Annotated in this window: 9 protein-coding genes; 4 read left to right on the forward strand and 5 right to left on the reverse strand. The window is 69.2% G+C overall.

Going from position 1 to position 14,871, the window contains the following annotated elements:
- Window positions 1–93: 93 nt before the first annotated feature.
- From glgX to QFZ47_RS14840, 3 genes are all read right to left on the reverse strand, one after another.
- Window positions 94–2,178 carry a glycogen debranching protein GlgX gene (glgX, locus tag QFZ47_RS14830; RefSeq protein WP_307656351.1) on the reverse strand — a complete coding sequence of 695 codons (2,085 nt, stop codon included), beginning with the start codon at window positions 2,176–2,178 and terminating at the stop codon, window positions 94–96.
- Window positions 2,179–2,818: 640 nt separating this feature from the next.
- Window positions 2,819–4,990 (reverse strand): 1,4-alpha-glucan branching protein GlgB, encoded by a 2,172-nt coding sequence (gene glgB / locus QFZ47_RS14835; protein WP_307658944.1) that lies wholly within the window; start codon window positions 4,988–4,990, stop codon window positions 2,819–2,821.
- 5 nt (window positions 4,991–4,995) lie between these two features.
- The gene (locus tag QFZ47_RS14840; protein ID WP_307656352.1) at window positions 4,996–6,666 is read right to left on the reverse strand and encodes an alpha-amylase family glycosyl hydrolase; all 1,671 of its coding nucleotides are present in this window, start codon (window positions 6,664–6,666) and stop codon (window positions 4,996–4,998) included.
- A gap of 141 nt (window positions 6,667–6,807) precedes the next feature.
- Between QFZ47_RS14840 and QFZ47_RS14845 the strand changes: the two genes are divergently transcribed.
- A complete protein-coding gene (locus QFZ47_RS14845; protein ID WP_307658945.1) occupies window positions 6,808–8,283 on the forward strand; it encodes a flavin-containing monooxygenase in 1,476 nt (491 codons plus the stop codon).
- 25 nt (window positions 8,284–8,308) lie between these two features.
- Window positions 8,309–9,496: a CMD domain-containing protein gene (locus QFZ47_RS14850; RefSeq protein ID WP_307656353.1), complete on the forward strand. Its 1,188-nt coding sequence runs from the start codon at window positions 8,309–8,311 to the stop codon at window positions 9,494–9,496.
- On the opposite strand, the gene QFZ47_RS14855 is transcribed toward QFZ47_RS14850, so the two are convergent.
- Together QFZ47_RS14855 and QFZ47_RS14860 are read right to left on the reverse strand one after the other, a co-directional pair.
- The gene (locus QFZ47_RS14855; RefSeq protein ID WP_307656354.1) at window positions 9,491–10,570 is read right to left on the reverse strand and encodes an NAD/NADP octopine/nopaline dehydrogenase family protein; all 1,080 of its coding nucleotides are present in this window, start codon (window positions 10,568–10,570) and stop codon (window positions 9,491–9,493) included. The two genes, QFZ47_RS14850 and QFZ47_RS14855, sit on opposite strands and share 6 nt — an antisense overlap.
- Window positions 10,563–11,540 carry a Bug family tripartite tricarboxylate transporter substrate binding protein gene (locus QFZ47_RS14860; RefSeq protein WP_307656356.1) on the reverse strand — a complete coding sequence of 326 codons (978 nt, stop codon included), beginning with the start codon at window positions 11,538–11,540 and terminating at the stop codon, window positions 10,563–10,565. Before QFZ47_RS14860 ends, QFZ47_RS14855 begins: the two co-directional genes overlap by 8 nt.
- Before the next feature lie 159 nt (window positions 11,541–11,699).
- Between QFZ47_RS14860 and leuS the strand changes: the two genes are divergently transcribed.
- Both leuS and QFZ47_RS14870 read left to right on the forward strand, forming a co-directional pair.
- Window positions 11,700–14,330 carry a leucine--tRNA ligase gene (leuS, locus tag QFZ47_RS14865; protein ID WP_307656357.1) on the forward strand — a complete coding sequence of 877 codons (2,631 nt, stop codon included), beginning with the start codon at window positions 11,700–11,702 and terminating at the stop codon, window positions 14,328–14,330.
- A gap of 15 nt (window positions 14,331–14,345) precedes the next feature.
- Window positions 14,346–14,867: an LPS-assembly lipoprotein LptE gene (locus QFZ47_RS14870; RefSeq protein WP_307656358.1), complete on the forward strand. Its 522-nt coding sequence runs from the start codon at window positions 14,346–14,348 to the stop codon at window positions 14,865–14,867.
- Window positions 14,868–14,871 lie beyond the last annotated feature (4 nt).

Consider the following 14,871-nt stretch of genomic DNA (forward strand, 5'->3'; position numbering starts at 1 on the left):
TTCGTTCGTCGGTTTGTCGTCTTGTGTCGTCTCGTCTCGTCTCGTTGTCAGGGTTTGCGCAGCCAGCCTAGCACCGTGCGGCGCGGCTGGCTTCTACCTTCTTGCAATCCGGATGCTCGAATGAGGTACCTCTGCTGTGCCGGCATGGGGCTGCTGCAGCGCGGCGCCGGCATCGGGCGCCGGATCGTCGGTCGCGAGCCGCCACTGCCACGAACCCGCCGGCAGCGCGAATGAAACGGCCGCCGGCCCCGCATTCACCAGCACCAGCCACGCGGCCGCATCCGCTGCCGCCGCTTCGAAAAGGATGGCAAGCGCCGTGCCGCCGTGCCAGTCGGCCTCCTGCATCGGCTGGCCGTCGGGCCGCAGCCAGCGGATGCCCGGCGCGCCCTCTGCCGGCAGCGCCGGCCACCAGCGCGTGCTGCGCAGCGCGGGCGCTTCGCGGCGCAGCGCGACGAGCCGGGCGACGAAGGCGCTCAGGCGCGCCGCTTCGCTGCCGGGATCGTGGGCGCCGATCCAGGCGAGCCAGGTGGTTTCGTTGTCCTGGCAGTAGGCGTTGTTGTTGCCTTGCTGGCTGTGGCCGAGCTCGTCGCCGGCCAGCAGCATGGGCGTGCCCTGCGACAGCAGCAGCGTGGCGAGCAGCGCGCGCTGCAGGCGGCCGCGCTCAGCCTGCACGGCGGGGTCGTTGGTCGGGCCCTCGACGCCGCAGTTGTTGCTCAGGTTGTGCGCATGGCCGTCGCGGTTGTGCTCGCCGTTGGCCAGGTTGTGCCGCTCCTCGTAGCAGAGCAGGTCGCGCAGCGTGAAGCCGTCGTGCGCCGTGATGAAGTTGACGCTGGCGGTGGGCGCGCGGCCGTGGTGGGCGAACTGTGCGCTCGAGGCGGTGAAGCGGTGCGCGAAATCGCCCAGACCGGCGGCGCCGTCGCGCCCCTGCCGCAGCCAGAAGCCGCGCTGCGTGTCGCGGTAGCGGTCGTTCCATTCGAGCCAGCCCGGCGGGAATTCGCCCAGGCGGTAGCCGCCCGTCCCGACGTCCCAGGGCTCGGCGATCAGCAGCGTGCGCGACAGCACGGGATCTTGTGCGATGGCCGCGAAGAACGGCGCGCGCGGGTCGAAATTGCCATCGGCGCCGCGGCCCAGCACCGGCGCGAGATCGAAGCGGAAGCCGTCGACGCCGAACTCGCAGGCCCAGTGGCGCAGGCTGTCCATGACCAGCTGCAGTACACGCGGCTCGGCCAGGTCGAGGCAATTGCCGCAGCCGGTCCAGTTGGCGTAGAGCGCACGGTCATCGGGGCGCAGGTGGTAATACAGCGCGTTGTCGATGCCGCGCAGCGAGAGCGTGGGGCCGAACTCGTCGGTTTCGGCGCTGTGGTTGTAGACCACGTCGATCACCAGTTCCATGCCGCGCGCATGCACCGCGTCGGCCATGGCGCGGAACTCGCTGGCCGGCGTGGTGCCGGCGCGGCCGCTCCAGTAGCGCGCCTCGGGCGCGAACCAGCCGATGGTGTTGTAGCCCCAGTAGTTGCTCAAGCCCATGGCGAGCAGCCGCTGTTCGTCGGCACGGTGCTGCACCGGCATCAGGCTCAGCGTGGTGACCCCGAGGGCCTGCAGATGGTCGAGCACAGCGGGTTCGGCCAGGCCCGCGAAGGTGCCGCGCAATGCGGCGGGCACGGCGGGATGCAGCCTTGTCTGTCCGCGCACATGCAGTTCGTAGAGTACGCGTTCGCCGGCCGGGATGCGGGCATGGCCTGGTGGTGCGGCCGAGCTGCTGCCGGCCGGCGCGACGCGCGCCTTGAGCGCCACGGCGCCGTTGTCGCGCGTGTTGCGCTGCTCCGGATTGGCGGGGTCGTGCCCTAGGAACAGGTCGCTGCCGTCGTAGGTGCTGACGATCTCGCGTGCGTACGGGTCGAGCAGCAGCTTCGCGGGGTTGAAGCGATGCCCCTGGTGCGGCGCCCATTGACCGTGAACACGGTAGCCGTAGACCAACCCGGCGCGACCGCTTGGCAGCAGGCCGTGCCAGATGCCGTCGGTGAAGGCGGGCAGCTGCAGGCGCTGTTGTTCGTGCTGGCCGGTGCTGTCGAAGAGGCAGAGATCGACCGATTCGGCGTTTGGTGCGGCGAGGGCGAAGTTCACGCCGGTTGGCGACAGCGTTGCGCCCAAGGGGGAGGGGTTGCCTGGGCTCAGCATGGTGCTGGCCTCTTTGAGGGGTTGTTTTCCGGGGCCGGGTCTCGCCCCGGCGGGCGACCTACTTTTCTTTGCTTCGCCAAAGAAACGTAGGCAAAAGAAAGGCGACCCCACTGTCTGCGACCCCTTCGCTGCGCTACGGGGCAACCTGCGGTGCTCGGGTTTCGCGGGGTCTCGCAGAACTCGCTTCGCTCAAACAGCTGCGAGCCCTGATCCGCGAAACCCTCCGCTCCTCGGCGCAGCCAGAGGGGAGGGCAAACCACACGGGCCTTTGCTTCGCTCGGCCACCAAGCCATCGCAGGCGCGCAGCGCCTGCGGTGGTTGGTATTGGGCTGTTGGTATTTGGTATTGGCTGTTGGGGTTGGCCCCGGCCGAGCGAAGCGATGGCCTGTCGGCTCCCACCCCTTCTGTATGCGCCGAGGAGCGCAGATGGAGGCGGGATCAGGGCCGCAGCTGTTTGAGCGAAGCGAGTTCTGCGGACCCCCGCCGGAATCGAGCACCGCAGGTTGCCCGCAGCGAAGCGGAGGGACGCAGACAGTAGGGTCGCCTTTCTTTTGCCTACTTTTCTTTGGCGAAGCAAAGAAAAGTAGGTCGCCCGCCGGGGCGAGACCCGGCCTCGGAACCCAACCCAAAGCCAAGGAACTCAAACCAGCACCCACATCACAGTAGCCAACGGCGGCACGCTGATCGAGATCGAGTCGGCCTTGCCATGCCAGGCCACCGGCGCGCTCTGAACCACGCCATTGCCGACACCGCTGCCGCCATACACCGCGCCATCGGTGTTGATGGCCTCTCGGTACGCGCCCGCCGCAGGCACGCCAAGCCGATAGCCGTGGCGCGGCAGCGGCGTGAAGTTGCACACCGCCACCACGAAGGAGCCGTCGCGGGCCCGGCGCACGAAGGCGAACACCGACTGTTCCCAGTCGTCATGCACCAGCCACTCGAAGCCCTCCCTTTCGGTGTCGAGCTCGTACAGCGCGGGAAAGTGCCGGTACACATTGTTCAGGTCGCGCACCAGCCGCCGCACGCCCTGGTGCGGCGACTGCTCGAGCAGGTGCCAGTCGAGGCTGCGGTCGGCGTTCCATTCCGCCACCTGGGCGAATTCATTGCCCATGAACAGCAGCTTCTTGCCCGGATAGGCCCAGAGATAGCCGTACAGGTTGCGCAGCCCCGCGAACTTCTGCCACTCGTCGCCGGGCATGCGACCGAACATCGAGCCCTTGCCGTGCACCACCTCGTCGTGCGAGAGCGGCAGCACGAAGTTCTCGCTGTGCGCATACATCAGGCCGAAGGTGATCTGCTGGTGATGGTGCTTGCGGTGGACCGGGTCGGTGCCCGCATAGGCGAGCGTGTCGTTCATCCAGCCCATGTTCCATTTGTAGTGGAAGCCGAGGCCGCCATCCTCGGGCGGCCGCGTCACGCCCGGAAAACTCGTCGACTCCTCGGCCAGCGTGACGGCGCCCGGGCGCTCGACGCCCACCACCTGGTTCATGCGCCGCAGGAAGGCGATGGCCTCGAGGTTCTCGCGCCCGCCATGGGCGTTGGGCACCCACTCGCCGGGCTTGCGGCTGTAGTCGCGGTAGAGCATGGAGGCCACCGCATCGACGCGCAGGCCGTCCACGCCGTAGCGCTCGAGCCAGTACAGCGCATTGCCGACCAGGTAGTTGCGCACCTCCGTGCGGCCGTAGTTGAAGATGAGCGTCTTCCAGTCGTTGTGGAAGCCTTCGCGCGGGTCGGCGTATTCGTAGAGCGCGGTGCCGTCGAAGCGGCCCAGGCCGTGCGCATCGGTGGGAAAGTGCGCAGGCACCCAGTCGAGGATCACGCCCAGCCCCGCGACATGCGCGGCTTCGACGAGATGGCGGAAATCGCCGGGCGTGCCGAAACGCGAGGTGGGCGCATACAGGCCGATGGGCTGGTAGCCCCACGAGCCGTCGAACGGATGCTCGCTGACCGGCAGCAGCTCGATGTGCGTGAAGCCCATGTCGCGCGCGTACGGCACCAGCGTGTCGGCCAGCTCGCGGTAGTCCAGCCATTCATGGCCGTTCTTGCGGCGCCAGGAGCCCAGGTGCACTTCGTAGATGCTCATCGGCGCATGGCGGCCGTTGGCGGCGGCGCGGTCGGGCGGCATCGCCACCGGCGCGGGCAGCGGCGCGACCACGCAGGCGGTCTCGGGCCGCAGGCGCGAGGAAAAAGCGAAGGGGTCGGCCTTGCGCAGCAGCTCGCCCTGGGCCGAGAGAATTTCGAACTCGTAGCTGTCGCCCGTGGCCACCTGCGGCGCGAAGATCTCCCACACGCCGCATTCGCGGCGCAGCCGCATCATGTGGCGCCGGCCGTCCCAGTTGTTGAAGTCGCCGACCACCGACACGCGCCGCGCGTTGGGCGCCCAGACCGCGAAGGCCACGCCCTTCACGCCATCGACCTCGCGCAGGTGCGCGCCCAGCCGCTCCCAGGGCCGCAGGTGCGTGCCTTCGGCCAGCAGCCACACGTCGGTGGCGCCGAGCACGAACGCAAAGCGGTACGGGTCCTCGAGCCGCGAACTGTGCGTGCCCCAATCGACCTGGAACGAATAGCCCAGCAGCGCCTCAGCCGCGGGCACCAGGCCGGCGAAGAGGTCCGAGCCCTCCTGGCGCGACAGCACGGCCAGCGGCCAGCCCGTGCGCGTGTGCACCACGGCCACGCTCTGCGCTCCCGGCAGCAGCGCGCGCACCAACAGGCCGTCGCGCGTTTCGTGCGGGCCGAGCACCGCGAACGGATCGCCGTGCTCGGCGCGCATCAGCGCATGGACTTCGCGTTCGGGCAGCGACAGGGGAGGCATGTTCTTCACATCTGTTCTTCGTCAGCGGGCCGGCCGAAAAAGACGCCATAGGGCGCCAGCGCCAGCATGCGCCGTTCGCCGGCAGCCTGCAGGGACGACGACGATGAAAGCGGCTGCCCCGCGAGCGGTTCGAGTGGCTCGCGCAGTGCGACGGACACAGGCTCGCTTCCCAGATTGAAGACGGCCTGCAGCGATCGGTTCCCCTCGCGCCGCTCGAACCACAGCACCGGCTCCGGCGCATCGAAGAAGGCGATGCTGCCGGTGCGCAGCAGCGGCTGGGTGCGGCGCCAGCGCAGCAGTGCGCGGCTGAAAGCGAGCATCGAATCGGGATCGGTGGACTGGCGGTCGACCGCCAGCGGCAGGTGGCGCCCGTGGACCGGCAGCCAGGGCCCGCCGGTGGTGAAGCCGGCGTGCAGCTCGTCGGCCTTCCAGGGCATGGGCGTGCGGCAGCCGTCGCGGCCCTTGAATTCGGGCCAGAAGGCGCGGCCGTAGGGATCCTGCAGCAGCTCGAACGGCACTTCGGCCTCGGGCAGGCCGAGCTCCTCGCCCTGGTAGATGCTGGCGCTGCCGCGCAGCGCGAGCAGCAGCGCGAGCCAGAGTCGGTCGCGCCGCGTGTCTTCGGCGCCGCCGCCGCTCCAGCGCGTGGCTACGCGCGGCACGTCATGGTTGGAGACGGCCCAGCAGCCCCAGCCGCCGGTCGGCGCGAGCGCCTGGTCGAGCGTCTCGACCTGGTGGCGCAGATGCCTGGCGCTGTGCTCGGCCGTCAGCAGGCTGAAGCTGTAGGCCAGGTGCAGGCGCTTGCCCAGTTCGGTGTATTGCGCCATGACGGGCGGCGCGTTCTCGTCGCCGACTTCGCCGAGCGCGACCGCGCCGTAGTCGTCGAGCAGCCCGCGCAGGCTTTCCAGGAAGCGCAGGTTCTCCATCTGGCTCTTGTCGTAGAGGTGCTGCTGCATGGCATAGGGGTTGTCGGCCCGCACGGTGCTCACCTCGTCCAGCGAGGCGGCGCTGGCCGGCGGGTTGTCGCGCAGCAGCGCGTCGTGGAACTGGTGGTTGCAGGCATCGAAGCGGAAGCCGTCCACGCCGCGCTCGCACCAGAAGCGCACTTCGCCGAGCAGCGCCTCCTGCACCTCGGCGCAATGGAAGTTCAGGTCGGGCTGCTCCTTGAGGAAGCTGTGCAGGTAGTACTGGCGGCGGCGCGAATCCCACTGCCAGGCCGGCCCGCCGAACACCGAGAGCCAGTTGGTGGGCGGCGTGCCGTCGGGCCGCGGGTCGGCCCACACGTACCAGTCGGCCTTGGGGTTGTCGCGGCTCGCGCGGCTTTCGGCGAACCAGGCGTGCTGGTCGGAGGTGTGCGAGAGCACCTGGTCGATGATGATCTTCAGGCCCAGCGCATGGGCGCGCGCCAGCATCTCGTCGAAATCGGCCAGCGTGCCGAAGATCGGATCGACGGCGCGGTAGTCGGCCACGTCGTAGCCGAAGTCTTTCATGGGCGAGCGGAAGAAGGGCGACACCCAGATCGCATCGACCCCAAGGCTTGCCACGTGCTCCAGCCGCGACGTGATGCCGGGCAGGTCGCCGATGCCGTCGCCGTTGCTGTCCATGAAGCTGCGCGGGTAGATCTGGTAGATCACCGCGCCGCGCCACCATTCGCTGTTGCTGCTGTCGTTGCTGCGCATGCTGCCCCTGTGGTCTGAAAATCATTGTGGCATGCGAGATCCGGGCCCGGTCCGTGCATGGGCCTGCCCGGCCGCGTTTGAAAAGCTTTCTACACTGGGAGGAGGTTCCGTGTGAACCCGCTTCCCGTTCCGTTCTGCAAGATGACAACAGCCTCCGCTTCCTTCGCCCCACTCCCCCGCCCGGAAGGCCTTGCCGCGCTCGAGCAGCGGCTCGCCAAGGATCTCGAATGCCTCGGCTGGCCCGCGCGCGCATGGATGCCCGTTCGCGCGCATGGCGCCGAGCCCGTACTCGACGTGGCCATCATCGGCGCCGGGCAGGCCGGGCTCGCGGCCGCCGCGGCCCTGGCGCAGCAGGGCATCCGGGCGGTGGTGTTCGACCGGTCGCCCGCGGGCTGCGAAGGGCCGTGGGCCACCACGGCGCGCATGGAAACGCTGCGCTCGCCCAAGGAACTGACCGGTCCCGCGCTGGGGCTTCCTGCGCTGACCTTCCGCGCCTGGTTCGAGGCCCAGTTCGGCGCCGAAGCCTGGGGCGCGATGGACAAGATCCCGCGCCTGCAGTGGATGGACTACCTGCGCTGGTACCGCCGCGTGATGAACCTGGACGTGCGCAACGACACGGCCGTCACCGGCATCCAGCCGCTGCCCGATGCGGCGGCGGTGCGGCTGCAGCTGCGCACGCCGGGCGGCGCGCAGCGCGTGCTGGCACGCCGCGTCGTGCTTGCGACGGGGCGCGACGGGCTCGGCGGCCCCGCCGTTCCCGCTTTCGTCAACGCCCTGCCGCGCTCGCAGTGGGCCCACTCGTCCGACGAGATGGACTACGGCAGGCTGGCCGGACTGCGCGTGGGCGTGGTCGGCGCGGGCTCGTCGGCCATGGACAGCGCGGCCACCGCGTTGGAAGCCGGCGCGCACAGCGTCGAGCTGCTGATCCGCCGGCCCGACCTGCCGCGCGTCAACAAGGGCAAGGGTGCCGGCGTGCCGGGCCTGACGCAGGGCCACTACGACCTGCCCGACGCGTTCAAGTGGCGCGTGCGCCACTACATCAATGTGGCCAACGTGCCGCCGCCGCATGGCAGCACGCTGCGCGTCTCGCGCTACCCGAACGCGTTCTTCAACTTCGGCTGCCCGGTGCGCTCGGTCGAGCCGCAGGGTGCGTCGATGCGCGTGGCCACGCCCAAGAGCGATTTCGTGTTCGACTTCCTCATTGTTTCCACCGGTTTCAAGATCGACTGGCGCTGCCGCCCCGAGTTCGACACCATTGCATCGCACGTGCGCACCTGGAAGGAGCGCTTCGTGCCCGCCCCCGGCGACGAAGACCAGGAGCTGGCCGATTCGCCCGATCTCGGGCCGGTGTTCGAATTCCGCGAGCGCGCGGCGGGCGCATGCCCGGGCCTGGACCGCATCCATTGCTTCTGCTACCCGGCGGCCTTGTCGCACGGCACCGTGTCGGGCGATATTCCCGCAATCAGCGATGGCGCCAGGCGACTCGCGAGCGGCATGGCCAGCCTGTTCTACCGCGAGGACTTCGAGCAGCACTTTGCCAACCTCGAGGCCTACAGCGAGCCCGAACTGTTCGGCGACGAATGGGTGCCCGCGCCGCCGCCGGCCGAACGCCGCTGAATTGCAGACCTCTTCATCGAAACGCATGACCACTACTCTTTCCGATTCCTCCTTTGCCGTCGACGTGATCGACGCCACGGTGCCCCTGGTGCCCGGCCACGCCACCCGCCTGCTGCGCCAGCAGCGCGACAAGGTCGTGGCGGCCACGCAGGGCAGCTACGACGCGATGTTCTCGCCCTCGGTCGCGGGCCTCACGGTGGCCGAGCGCCTGCTGGTCGCGCTGCACGCGTGCAGCGTCTCGAAGGCCGCGACGCTCGCCGCGCACTACCGCGAGCGCTTGCTGGCCGAGGGCGCGGACCGCGAGCTGATCGCAGCCGTGGGAAGCGGCAGTCCGGTGGCCGATGCGCGCCTGCGCACGGTGCTGGCATTCACCGCGAGCCTGATCGAGCGTCCCATCGAGGGCGACAAGGCCGCGGTGCAATCGCTTGCGGACGCGGGCCTTTCGACGCCGGCCATCGTCGCGCTGGGCCAGTTGATCGCCTTTCTCTCCTACCAGGTTCGCGTGGTCGCTGGCCTGCAGGCGCTGGCTGCCGAGGAGCTCGTGGCAGAGCGCCGGGCCGGGCCGGGCCAGGCAAGCCCGCTTCCCGGTGCGAAGCACGAGGTTCCTTCAACGAACGCACCGATCCGCATCAAGGGCTTCACCAACGAAGTGCTGGGCTGGAAGCCCTGGCTCGACCCGGTCGATGTCGCCACGGCCACGCCGGCCCAGCTGGCCGCGCTCGACGAGATGAGTCCGCAGGCCCGCACTTCGCCGTATTTCCTGGTGCTCGCGCATCAGCCCGAGATGCTGCTGCAGCGCTCCATCGCCTTCAACGCGATCATGTTCGCGCCGGGCGGCATGCCGCGCGCGGAGCGCGAGCTGGGCGCCACGGTGGAATCGCGCGTCAATGGCTGCGTGTACTGCGCCTCGGTGCATGCGCAGCGCTTCGAGCAGCTGGCCAAGCGCAACGACGTGATCTCGCAGGTGTTCGAGGAGCCGGCTTCCGCGGGCACCACGCCGCGCGAGAAGGCGATCGTCGAGTTCTCGATCCGGCTCGGCGCCGAGCCCGGCAAGCCGTCGGCCGACGATGTGCGAACGCTCAAGGCGGTGGGACTGAGCGAGCTCGAGATCCTCGACCTGGTCCACGCCGTGGCGCTTTTCGCCTGGGCCAACCGGCTGATGCTCAACCTCGGCGAGCCGGTCTTTCCGGCTGCGATGGCCGCCGCCTCATAGGCGGGCGAGCAGCCCCGCCACGGTTTCGCGGTCCAGGCCGAGCGGCGCCAGCAGGTCGTTCTGCTGCCGGTAGTCGATGCCGCTCACCAGCGAGGCGGCGTCCACGATGGTGCGCGTCGCGGGTGTCGCCACGCCGGCGATGGCGCCGAGCGCCTCGACGAAGACCAGTCCATAGGGCATGTCTTCGCTCAGGTAGCGGGTGTCGGTGCGAACCGGCCCGGGCGGCCCGCCGCGCTTCGCATGCAGCTCGGCCGCGATGTCCTCGAGCCGGGCCGACGCGGTGCCGAAGGAGCGCGCGAAATGTTCCTCGATGGGGCCGAGCTCGATGCCGAAGGCTCTGGCCACGGCCCGCCGCTCCCGATCCAGCGCCTCGATCGCGCGGGCCACGCCAGGCGTCATGCAGTGGTACTGCGGCCAGTTTTCCGCGCGCTCGATGCGGGTCCAGTTGAAGACCGCCAGCGGGCCATGGGACTGCGGGTTGACGTTCGCGAGCGCACTGGCGAGCGTGTTGTCCTGCGCGAAGAAGCCGCCGCCGAACAGCGCGGTGCACAGTTCGACGGCCTTGTCGACGCCGGCATTCGGCAGGGCCGACACGCCGACCGCCTTGCGCCGCGTCATCACCTGGACCTGCGTGGCGGATTCCCGGCGCGCGGTCAGCACCGTCGTGCCGAAACTCGCCACGGTGATCTGCCGGCCCGCGCGCCGCGCGCTTTCGTGGAGATGGAGCGAAGACAGCGAGGCCATCGAGCTGACGATCACGGTCTGCCCGTCGCGCAGGAAAGGCAGCAGCGCATCCATCACGCGCTTGTGGCCGTTGACCGGCAGGGCGATCAGCAGCACGTCCGACGCCAGGCAAAGCTGCTCTGCATCGCCGGCCACTTCGACCGTCACGCGGCAGGGCTGCTCGCCGACGGCTTCGAGCGGCTGCGTGCGCAGGGCCTCGGCACCCTGGCCGCCCGGCGACCAGAGCATGACGCCGTGGCCCGCCTGCCGCAGCCATGCCGCGCTGGCCAGCGCGATCGCGCCGGTGCCCGCGATGCCGACGCGATAGCGCCCTCTCGTGGCCTCAATCAACCTTGATCCCGCCCTGCTTGATCACTTTTGCCCAGCGCTGGCTGTCCTCGGCAATCACCTTGCCCAGCGCCGCGCCGCCGCCGCAGGTGTTCACCGCGCCGAGCTGGGCAAAACGCTGTTTCGTTTCAGGCAGGTTGCACACCTCGACCAGCGCCGCGGAGAGCTTTTCGATGCTGGCTGCCGGCATGCGCGCGGGTGCCATCACGCCGACCCACACCGGCACGTCCATGCCCGCGAGGGCCGCCGCCTCCGCGACCGTCGGCGGCGTGCCGAGGCTGGGCAGGGCCGCGCGCGAAAAGGTGCCGAGCACGCGCGCCTTGCCGCTCGCGACCATCGGCTCGATGGAGGCCGCGCTGGTGGCGATCAACGCCACCTGCCCGCCCAGCAGGTCGGTCAGCGCCGGCGCCGCGCCGCGGTAGGGCACATGCAGCAGGTTCACGCCGCTCGCCTGCGCCAGCAGCGCACCCGTGAGGTGCGACACGGTGCCGTTGCCGGTGGACGCATAGGTCACCTGCCCCGGCTTCGCCTTGGCGTCGCGCAGCACGTCGGCCAGTGTCTTGTAGGGGCTTTCGGTGCGCACGGCCACCGTCATCGGCGTGTCGCCGACCAGGGCCACGGGCGCGAGGTCAGTCACGGGGTCGTAGGGCAGCTTGGGCTGCAGGTGGGGCGCGATGGTGATGGCGCCGCCGGTGGCCAGCAGCACGGTGGCGCCGTCGGTCGCCTTGGCCACCGCGTCGGCCGCCACGATGCCGCCCGCGCCCGCCTTGTTGTCGATGATCACGGTGCCGCCGAGCTTGTCGGCGAGCTTGGCGCCCAGGTAGCGGGCGATCACGTCCTGCGCCCCGCCGGGGGCGAAGGGCACGACGATGCGCAGCGGCTTGTCGCCGTTCGGCTGCGCATGGAGCGGCACAGCGGCGAGGCTGGCGGCCGCCGCGAGGCTCAGGGCCAGGTGTTTCAGGAGCAATTTCATGGCATTCCAGGCGGTGCGAAAAACCTGCCGAAGGGCGGGCGTTACCTGCACAACACGCAGGTTACGTGCCTCAAGTCTAGAGTCTGCCGGCCGGGCGCCCGCCCGGACGCGATAATCCGCGTTCCCCGGCCGTCCCGTGCCGGGTCTTGCCGAACCGCCATGAACCCCAGCTACAAACCCAGCGACGTCGAGTCCGCTGCCCAGGCGCAATGGAGCGCCGCCGATGCCTACCGCGTCACCGAGGACGCGAGCCGCAAGAAGTATTACGCCTGCTCGATGCTGCCGTACCCCAGCGGCAAGCTGCACATGGGCCATGTGCGCAACTACACCATCAACGACATGCTCACGCGGTACCTGCGCATGAGCGGCTACAACGTGCTGATGCCCATGGGCTGGGACGCCTTCGGCCTGCCGGCCGAGAACGCGGCGCTCAAGAACGGCGTGCCGCCCGCCAAGTGGACCTACGAGAACATCGACTACATGCGCGGCCAGCTTCAGGCCATGGGCCTGGCGATCGACTGGAGCCGCGAGATCGCCACCTGCGATCCCAGCTACTACAAGTGGAACCAGTGGCTGTTCCTGAAGATGCTCGAAAAGGGCATTGCCTACCGCAAGACCCAGGTCGTCAACTGGGACCCGGTCGACCAGACCGTGCTGGCCAACGAGCAGGTGATCGATGGCAAGGGCTGGCGCACCGGCGCCACGGTCGAACGCCGCGAGATCCCGGGCTACTACCTGAAGATCAGCGACTACGCCGAAGAACTGCTCGAGCACACCCAGCACAAGCTGCCCGGTTGGCCCGAGCGCGTCAAGCTGATGCAGGAGAACTGGATCGGCAAGAGCGAGGGCGTGCGCTTCGCCTTCACGCACGACATCCACGACGCGAGCGGCCAGCTGATCCAGGACGGCCGCATGTATGTGTTCACCACGCGCGCCGACACCATCATGGGCGTCACCTTCTGCGCCGTGGCGCCCGAGCATCCGCTGGCCGCGCACGCCGCCACGCTCGACCCCAAGGTCGCGGCCTTCATCGAGGAATGCAAGGCCGGCGGCACCACCGAGGCCGAGCTCGCCACGCAGGAGAAGAAGGGCGTGCCCACGGGCCTGACCGTGACGCACCCGATCACCGACGAGCAGGTGCCGGTGTGGGTCGGCAACTACGTGCTCATCAACTACGGCGACGGCGCCGTGATGGGCGTGCCCGCGCACGACGAGCGCGACTTCGCCTTCGCCAACAAGTACGGCATCGAGATCATCCAGGTGGTGCTGGTCGACGACGAGCCGCACTTCGACTATCACAAGTGGCAGGACTGGTACGCCGACAAGCAGCGCGGCGTGACCATCAACTCCGACAACTTCAGCGGCATGACCTACAAGGAGGCCGTGGCCGCCGTGGCGCATGCGCTCGGCCAGAAAGGCTTGGGCGAGCTGCAGACCACCTGGCGCCTGCGCGACTGGGGCGTGAGCCGCCAGCGCTACTGGGGCACGCCGATCCCGATCATCCATTGCGACGAGCACGGCGCGATGCCGGTCCCCGAGAAGGACCTGCCCGTGGTGCTGCCGACCGATTGCGTGCCCGACGGTTCCGGCAATCCGCTCGCCAAGCACGAAGGCTTCCATGCCGGCGTCGTCTGCCCGGTCTGCGGCAAGCCCGCGCGGCGCGAGACCGACACCATGGACACCTTCGTCGACAGCTCGTGGTACTTCATGCGCTACTGCGATCCGAAGAACGACCAGGCCATGGTGGCCGAGGGCGCCGACTACTGGATGCCGATGGACCAGTACATCGGCGGCATCGAGCATGCGATTCTTCACCTGCTGTACGCGCGCTTCTGGACCAAGGTCATGCGCGACCTGGGTCTGGTGAAGGTCGACGAGCCCTTCAGCAAGCTGCTCACGCAGGGCATGGTGCTCAACCACATCTACTACCACCGCGACGAGCGGGGCGGCAAGAACTACCACCCGCCGCTGGAGGTCACGCCCACGCTCGACGCGCAGGGCCGCATCGTCGGCGGCACCACCGCGGACGGCACCAAGGTCGAATACGGCGGCGTCGGCAAGATGGGCAAGAGCGAACGCAACGGCGTCGACCCGCAGGACCTGATCGAGAAGTACGGCGCCGACACCGCGCGCCTCTACACCATGTTCACCGCGCCGCCCGAAGCCACGCTCGAGTGGAACGACGCGGCCGTCGAAGGCAGCTACCGCTTCCTGCGCCGGGTCTGGAATTTCGGCGTCGCGCAGGCCGACGTGCAGCCGGCGGCGATCGCCGGGCAGGCCTTCGGCAAGGCCGCGCAGGCGCTGCGCCGCGAGGTGCATACCGTGCTGCGCCAGGTCGACTACGACTACCAGCGCATGCAATACAACACGGTGGTGTCGGGCGCAATGAAGCTGCTCAATGCGCTCGAAGGCTTCAAGCCTGACGGCAGCGCCGGCGACACGGCCGCGCTGCGCGAAGGCTTCGGCATCCTGCTGCGCTGCCTGTATCCGGCCACGCCGCACATCACGCACCAGCTCTGGCAGCAGCTCGGCTACGACAAGGAGCTGGGCGATCTGCTCGACGCGCCCTGGCCGGTGGTCGATGTAGGCGCGCTCGAGCAGGACGAGATCGAGCTCATGCTCCAGGTCAACGGCAAGCTGCGCGGCGCGCTGCGCGTGCCGGCCGGCGCCTCCAAGGCCGAGATCGAAGCGCTCGCGCTTTCCTGCGACGACTTCGTCAAGTTCGCCGAAGGCGCGCCGGCCAAGCGCGTCATCGTGGTTCCCGGCCGGCTGGTCAACGTGGTCATCTGAACGAACGACAGAAGCATGAACAATCGCAACGCCCCGCTGCCGCGCCGCGGCTTTCTCCTGGGTCTTGCCGCGGCGGGCGCCAGCCTGGGCCTGGCCGGCTGCGGATTCGAACTGCGCAAGGCGCCGGTGTTCGCGTTCAAGACGCTGTCGGTGTCGGGCAATTCGGAACTGATCAACCGGCTGCGGCGCGAAATGCGGGCCGCCGGCACGGTCACGCTGGTGCCGCCCGAGCAGGCCCAGACCGCCGACGCGATCCTCGAGATCCTCGGCGAGAACCGCGACCGCATCGTGATCTCGACCAATTCGGCGGGCCTGCTGCGCGAGCTGCAGCTGCAGCTGCGCGTTCGCTTCAGCCTGCGCACGCCGGGCGGCAAGATGCTGCTGGCGCCCACCGAGGTGTCGCAGACGCGCGACCTGAGCTTCAACGAAACCAACGCGCTCGCCAAGGAAGGCGAGGCCGAGCTGCTCTACCGCGACATGCAGGCCGACATCGCGCAGCAGCTGATGCGCCGCCTCGCGGCCGTCAAGGAACTCTAGGCTC

Origin of the sequence: Variovorax paradoxus, from assembly GCF_030815975.1 — a bacterium.
GTDB classification, from domain to species: Bacteria; Pseudomonadota; Gammaproteobacteria; order Burkholderiales; family Burkholderiaceae_C; genus Variovorax; species Variovorax paradoxus_N.

Bases quoted from the DNA above. Each gene is read 5' to 3' on its own strand.
- glgB (WP_307658944.1), bottom strand. From the start codon at position 4,990: ATGCCTCCCCTGTCGCTGCCCGAACGCGAAGTCCATGCGCTGATGCGC.
- QFZ47_RS14870 (WP_307656358.1), top strand. From the start codon at position 14,346: ATGAACAATCGCAACGCCCCGCTGCCGCGCCGCGGCTTTCTCCTGGGT.
- QFZ47_RS14840 (WP_307656352.1), bottom strand. From the start codon at position 6,666: ATGCGCAGCAACGACAGCAGCAACAGCGAATGGTGGCGCGGCGCGGTG.
- QFZ47_RS14860 (WP_307656356.1), bottom strand. From the start codon at position 11,540: ATGAAATTGCTCCTGAAACACCTGGCCCTGAGCCTCGCGGCGGCCGCC.
- leuS (WP_307656357.1), top strand. From the start codon at position 11,700: ATGAACCCCAGCTACAAACCCAGCGACGTCGAGTCCGCTGCCCAGGCG.
- glgX (WP_307656351.1), bottom strand. From the start codon at position 2,178: ATGCTGAGCCCAGGCAACCCCTCCCCCTTGGGCGCAACGCTGTCGCCA.
- QFZ47_RS14845 (WP_307658945.1), top strand. From the start codon at position 6,808: ATGACAACAGCCTCCGCTTCCTTCGCCCCACTCCCCCGCCCGGAAGGC.
- QFZ47_RS14850 (WP_307656353.1), top strand. From the start codon at position 8,309: ATGACCACTACTCTTTCCGATTCCTCCTTTGCCGTCGACGTGATCGAC.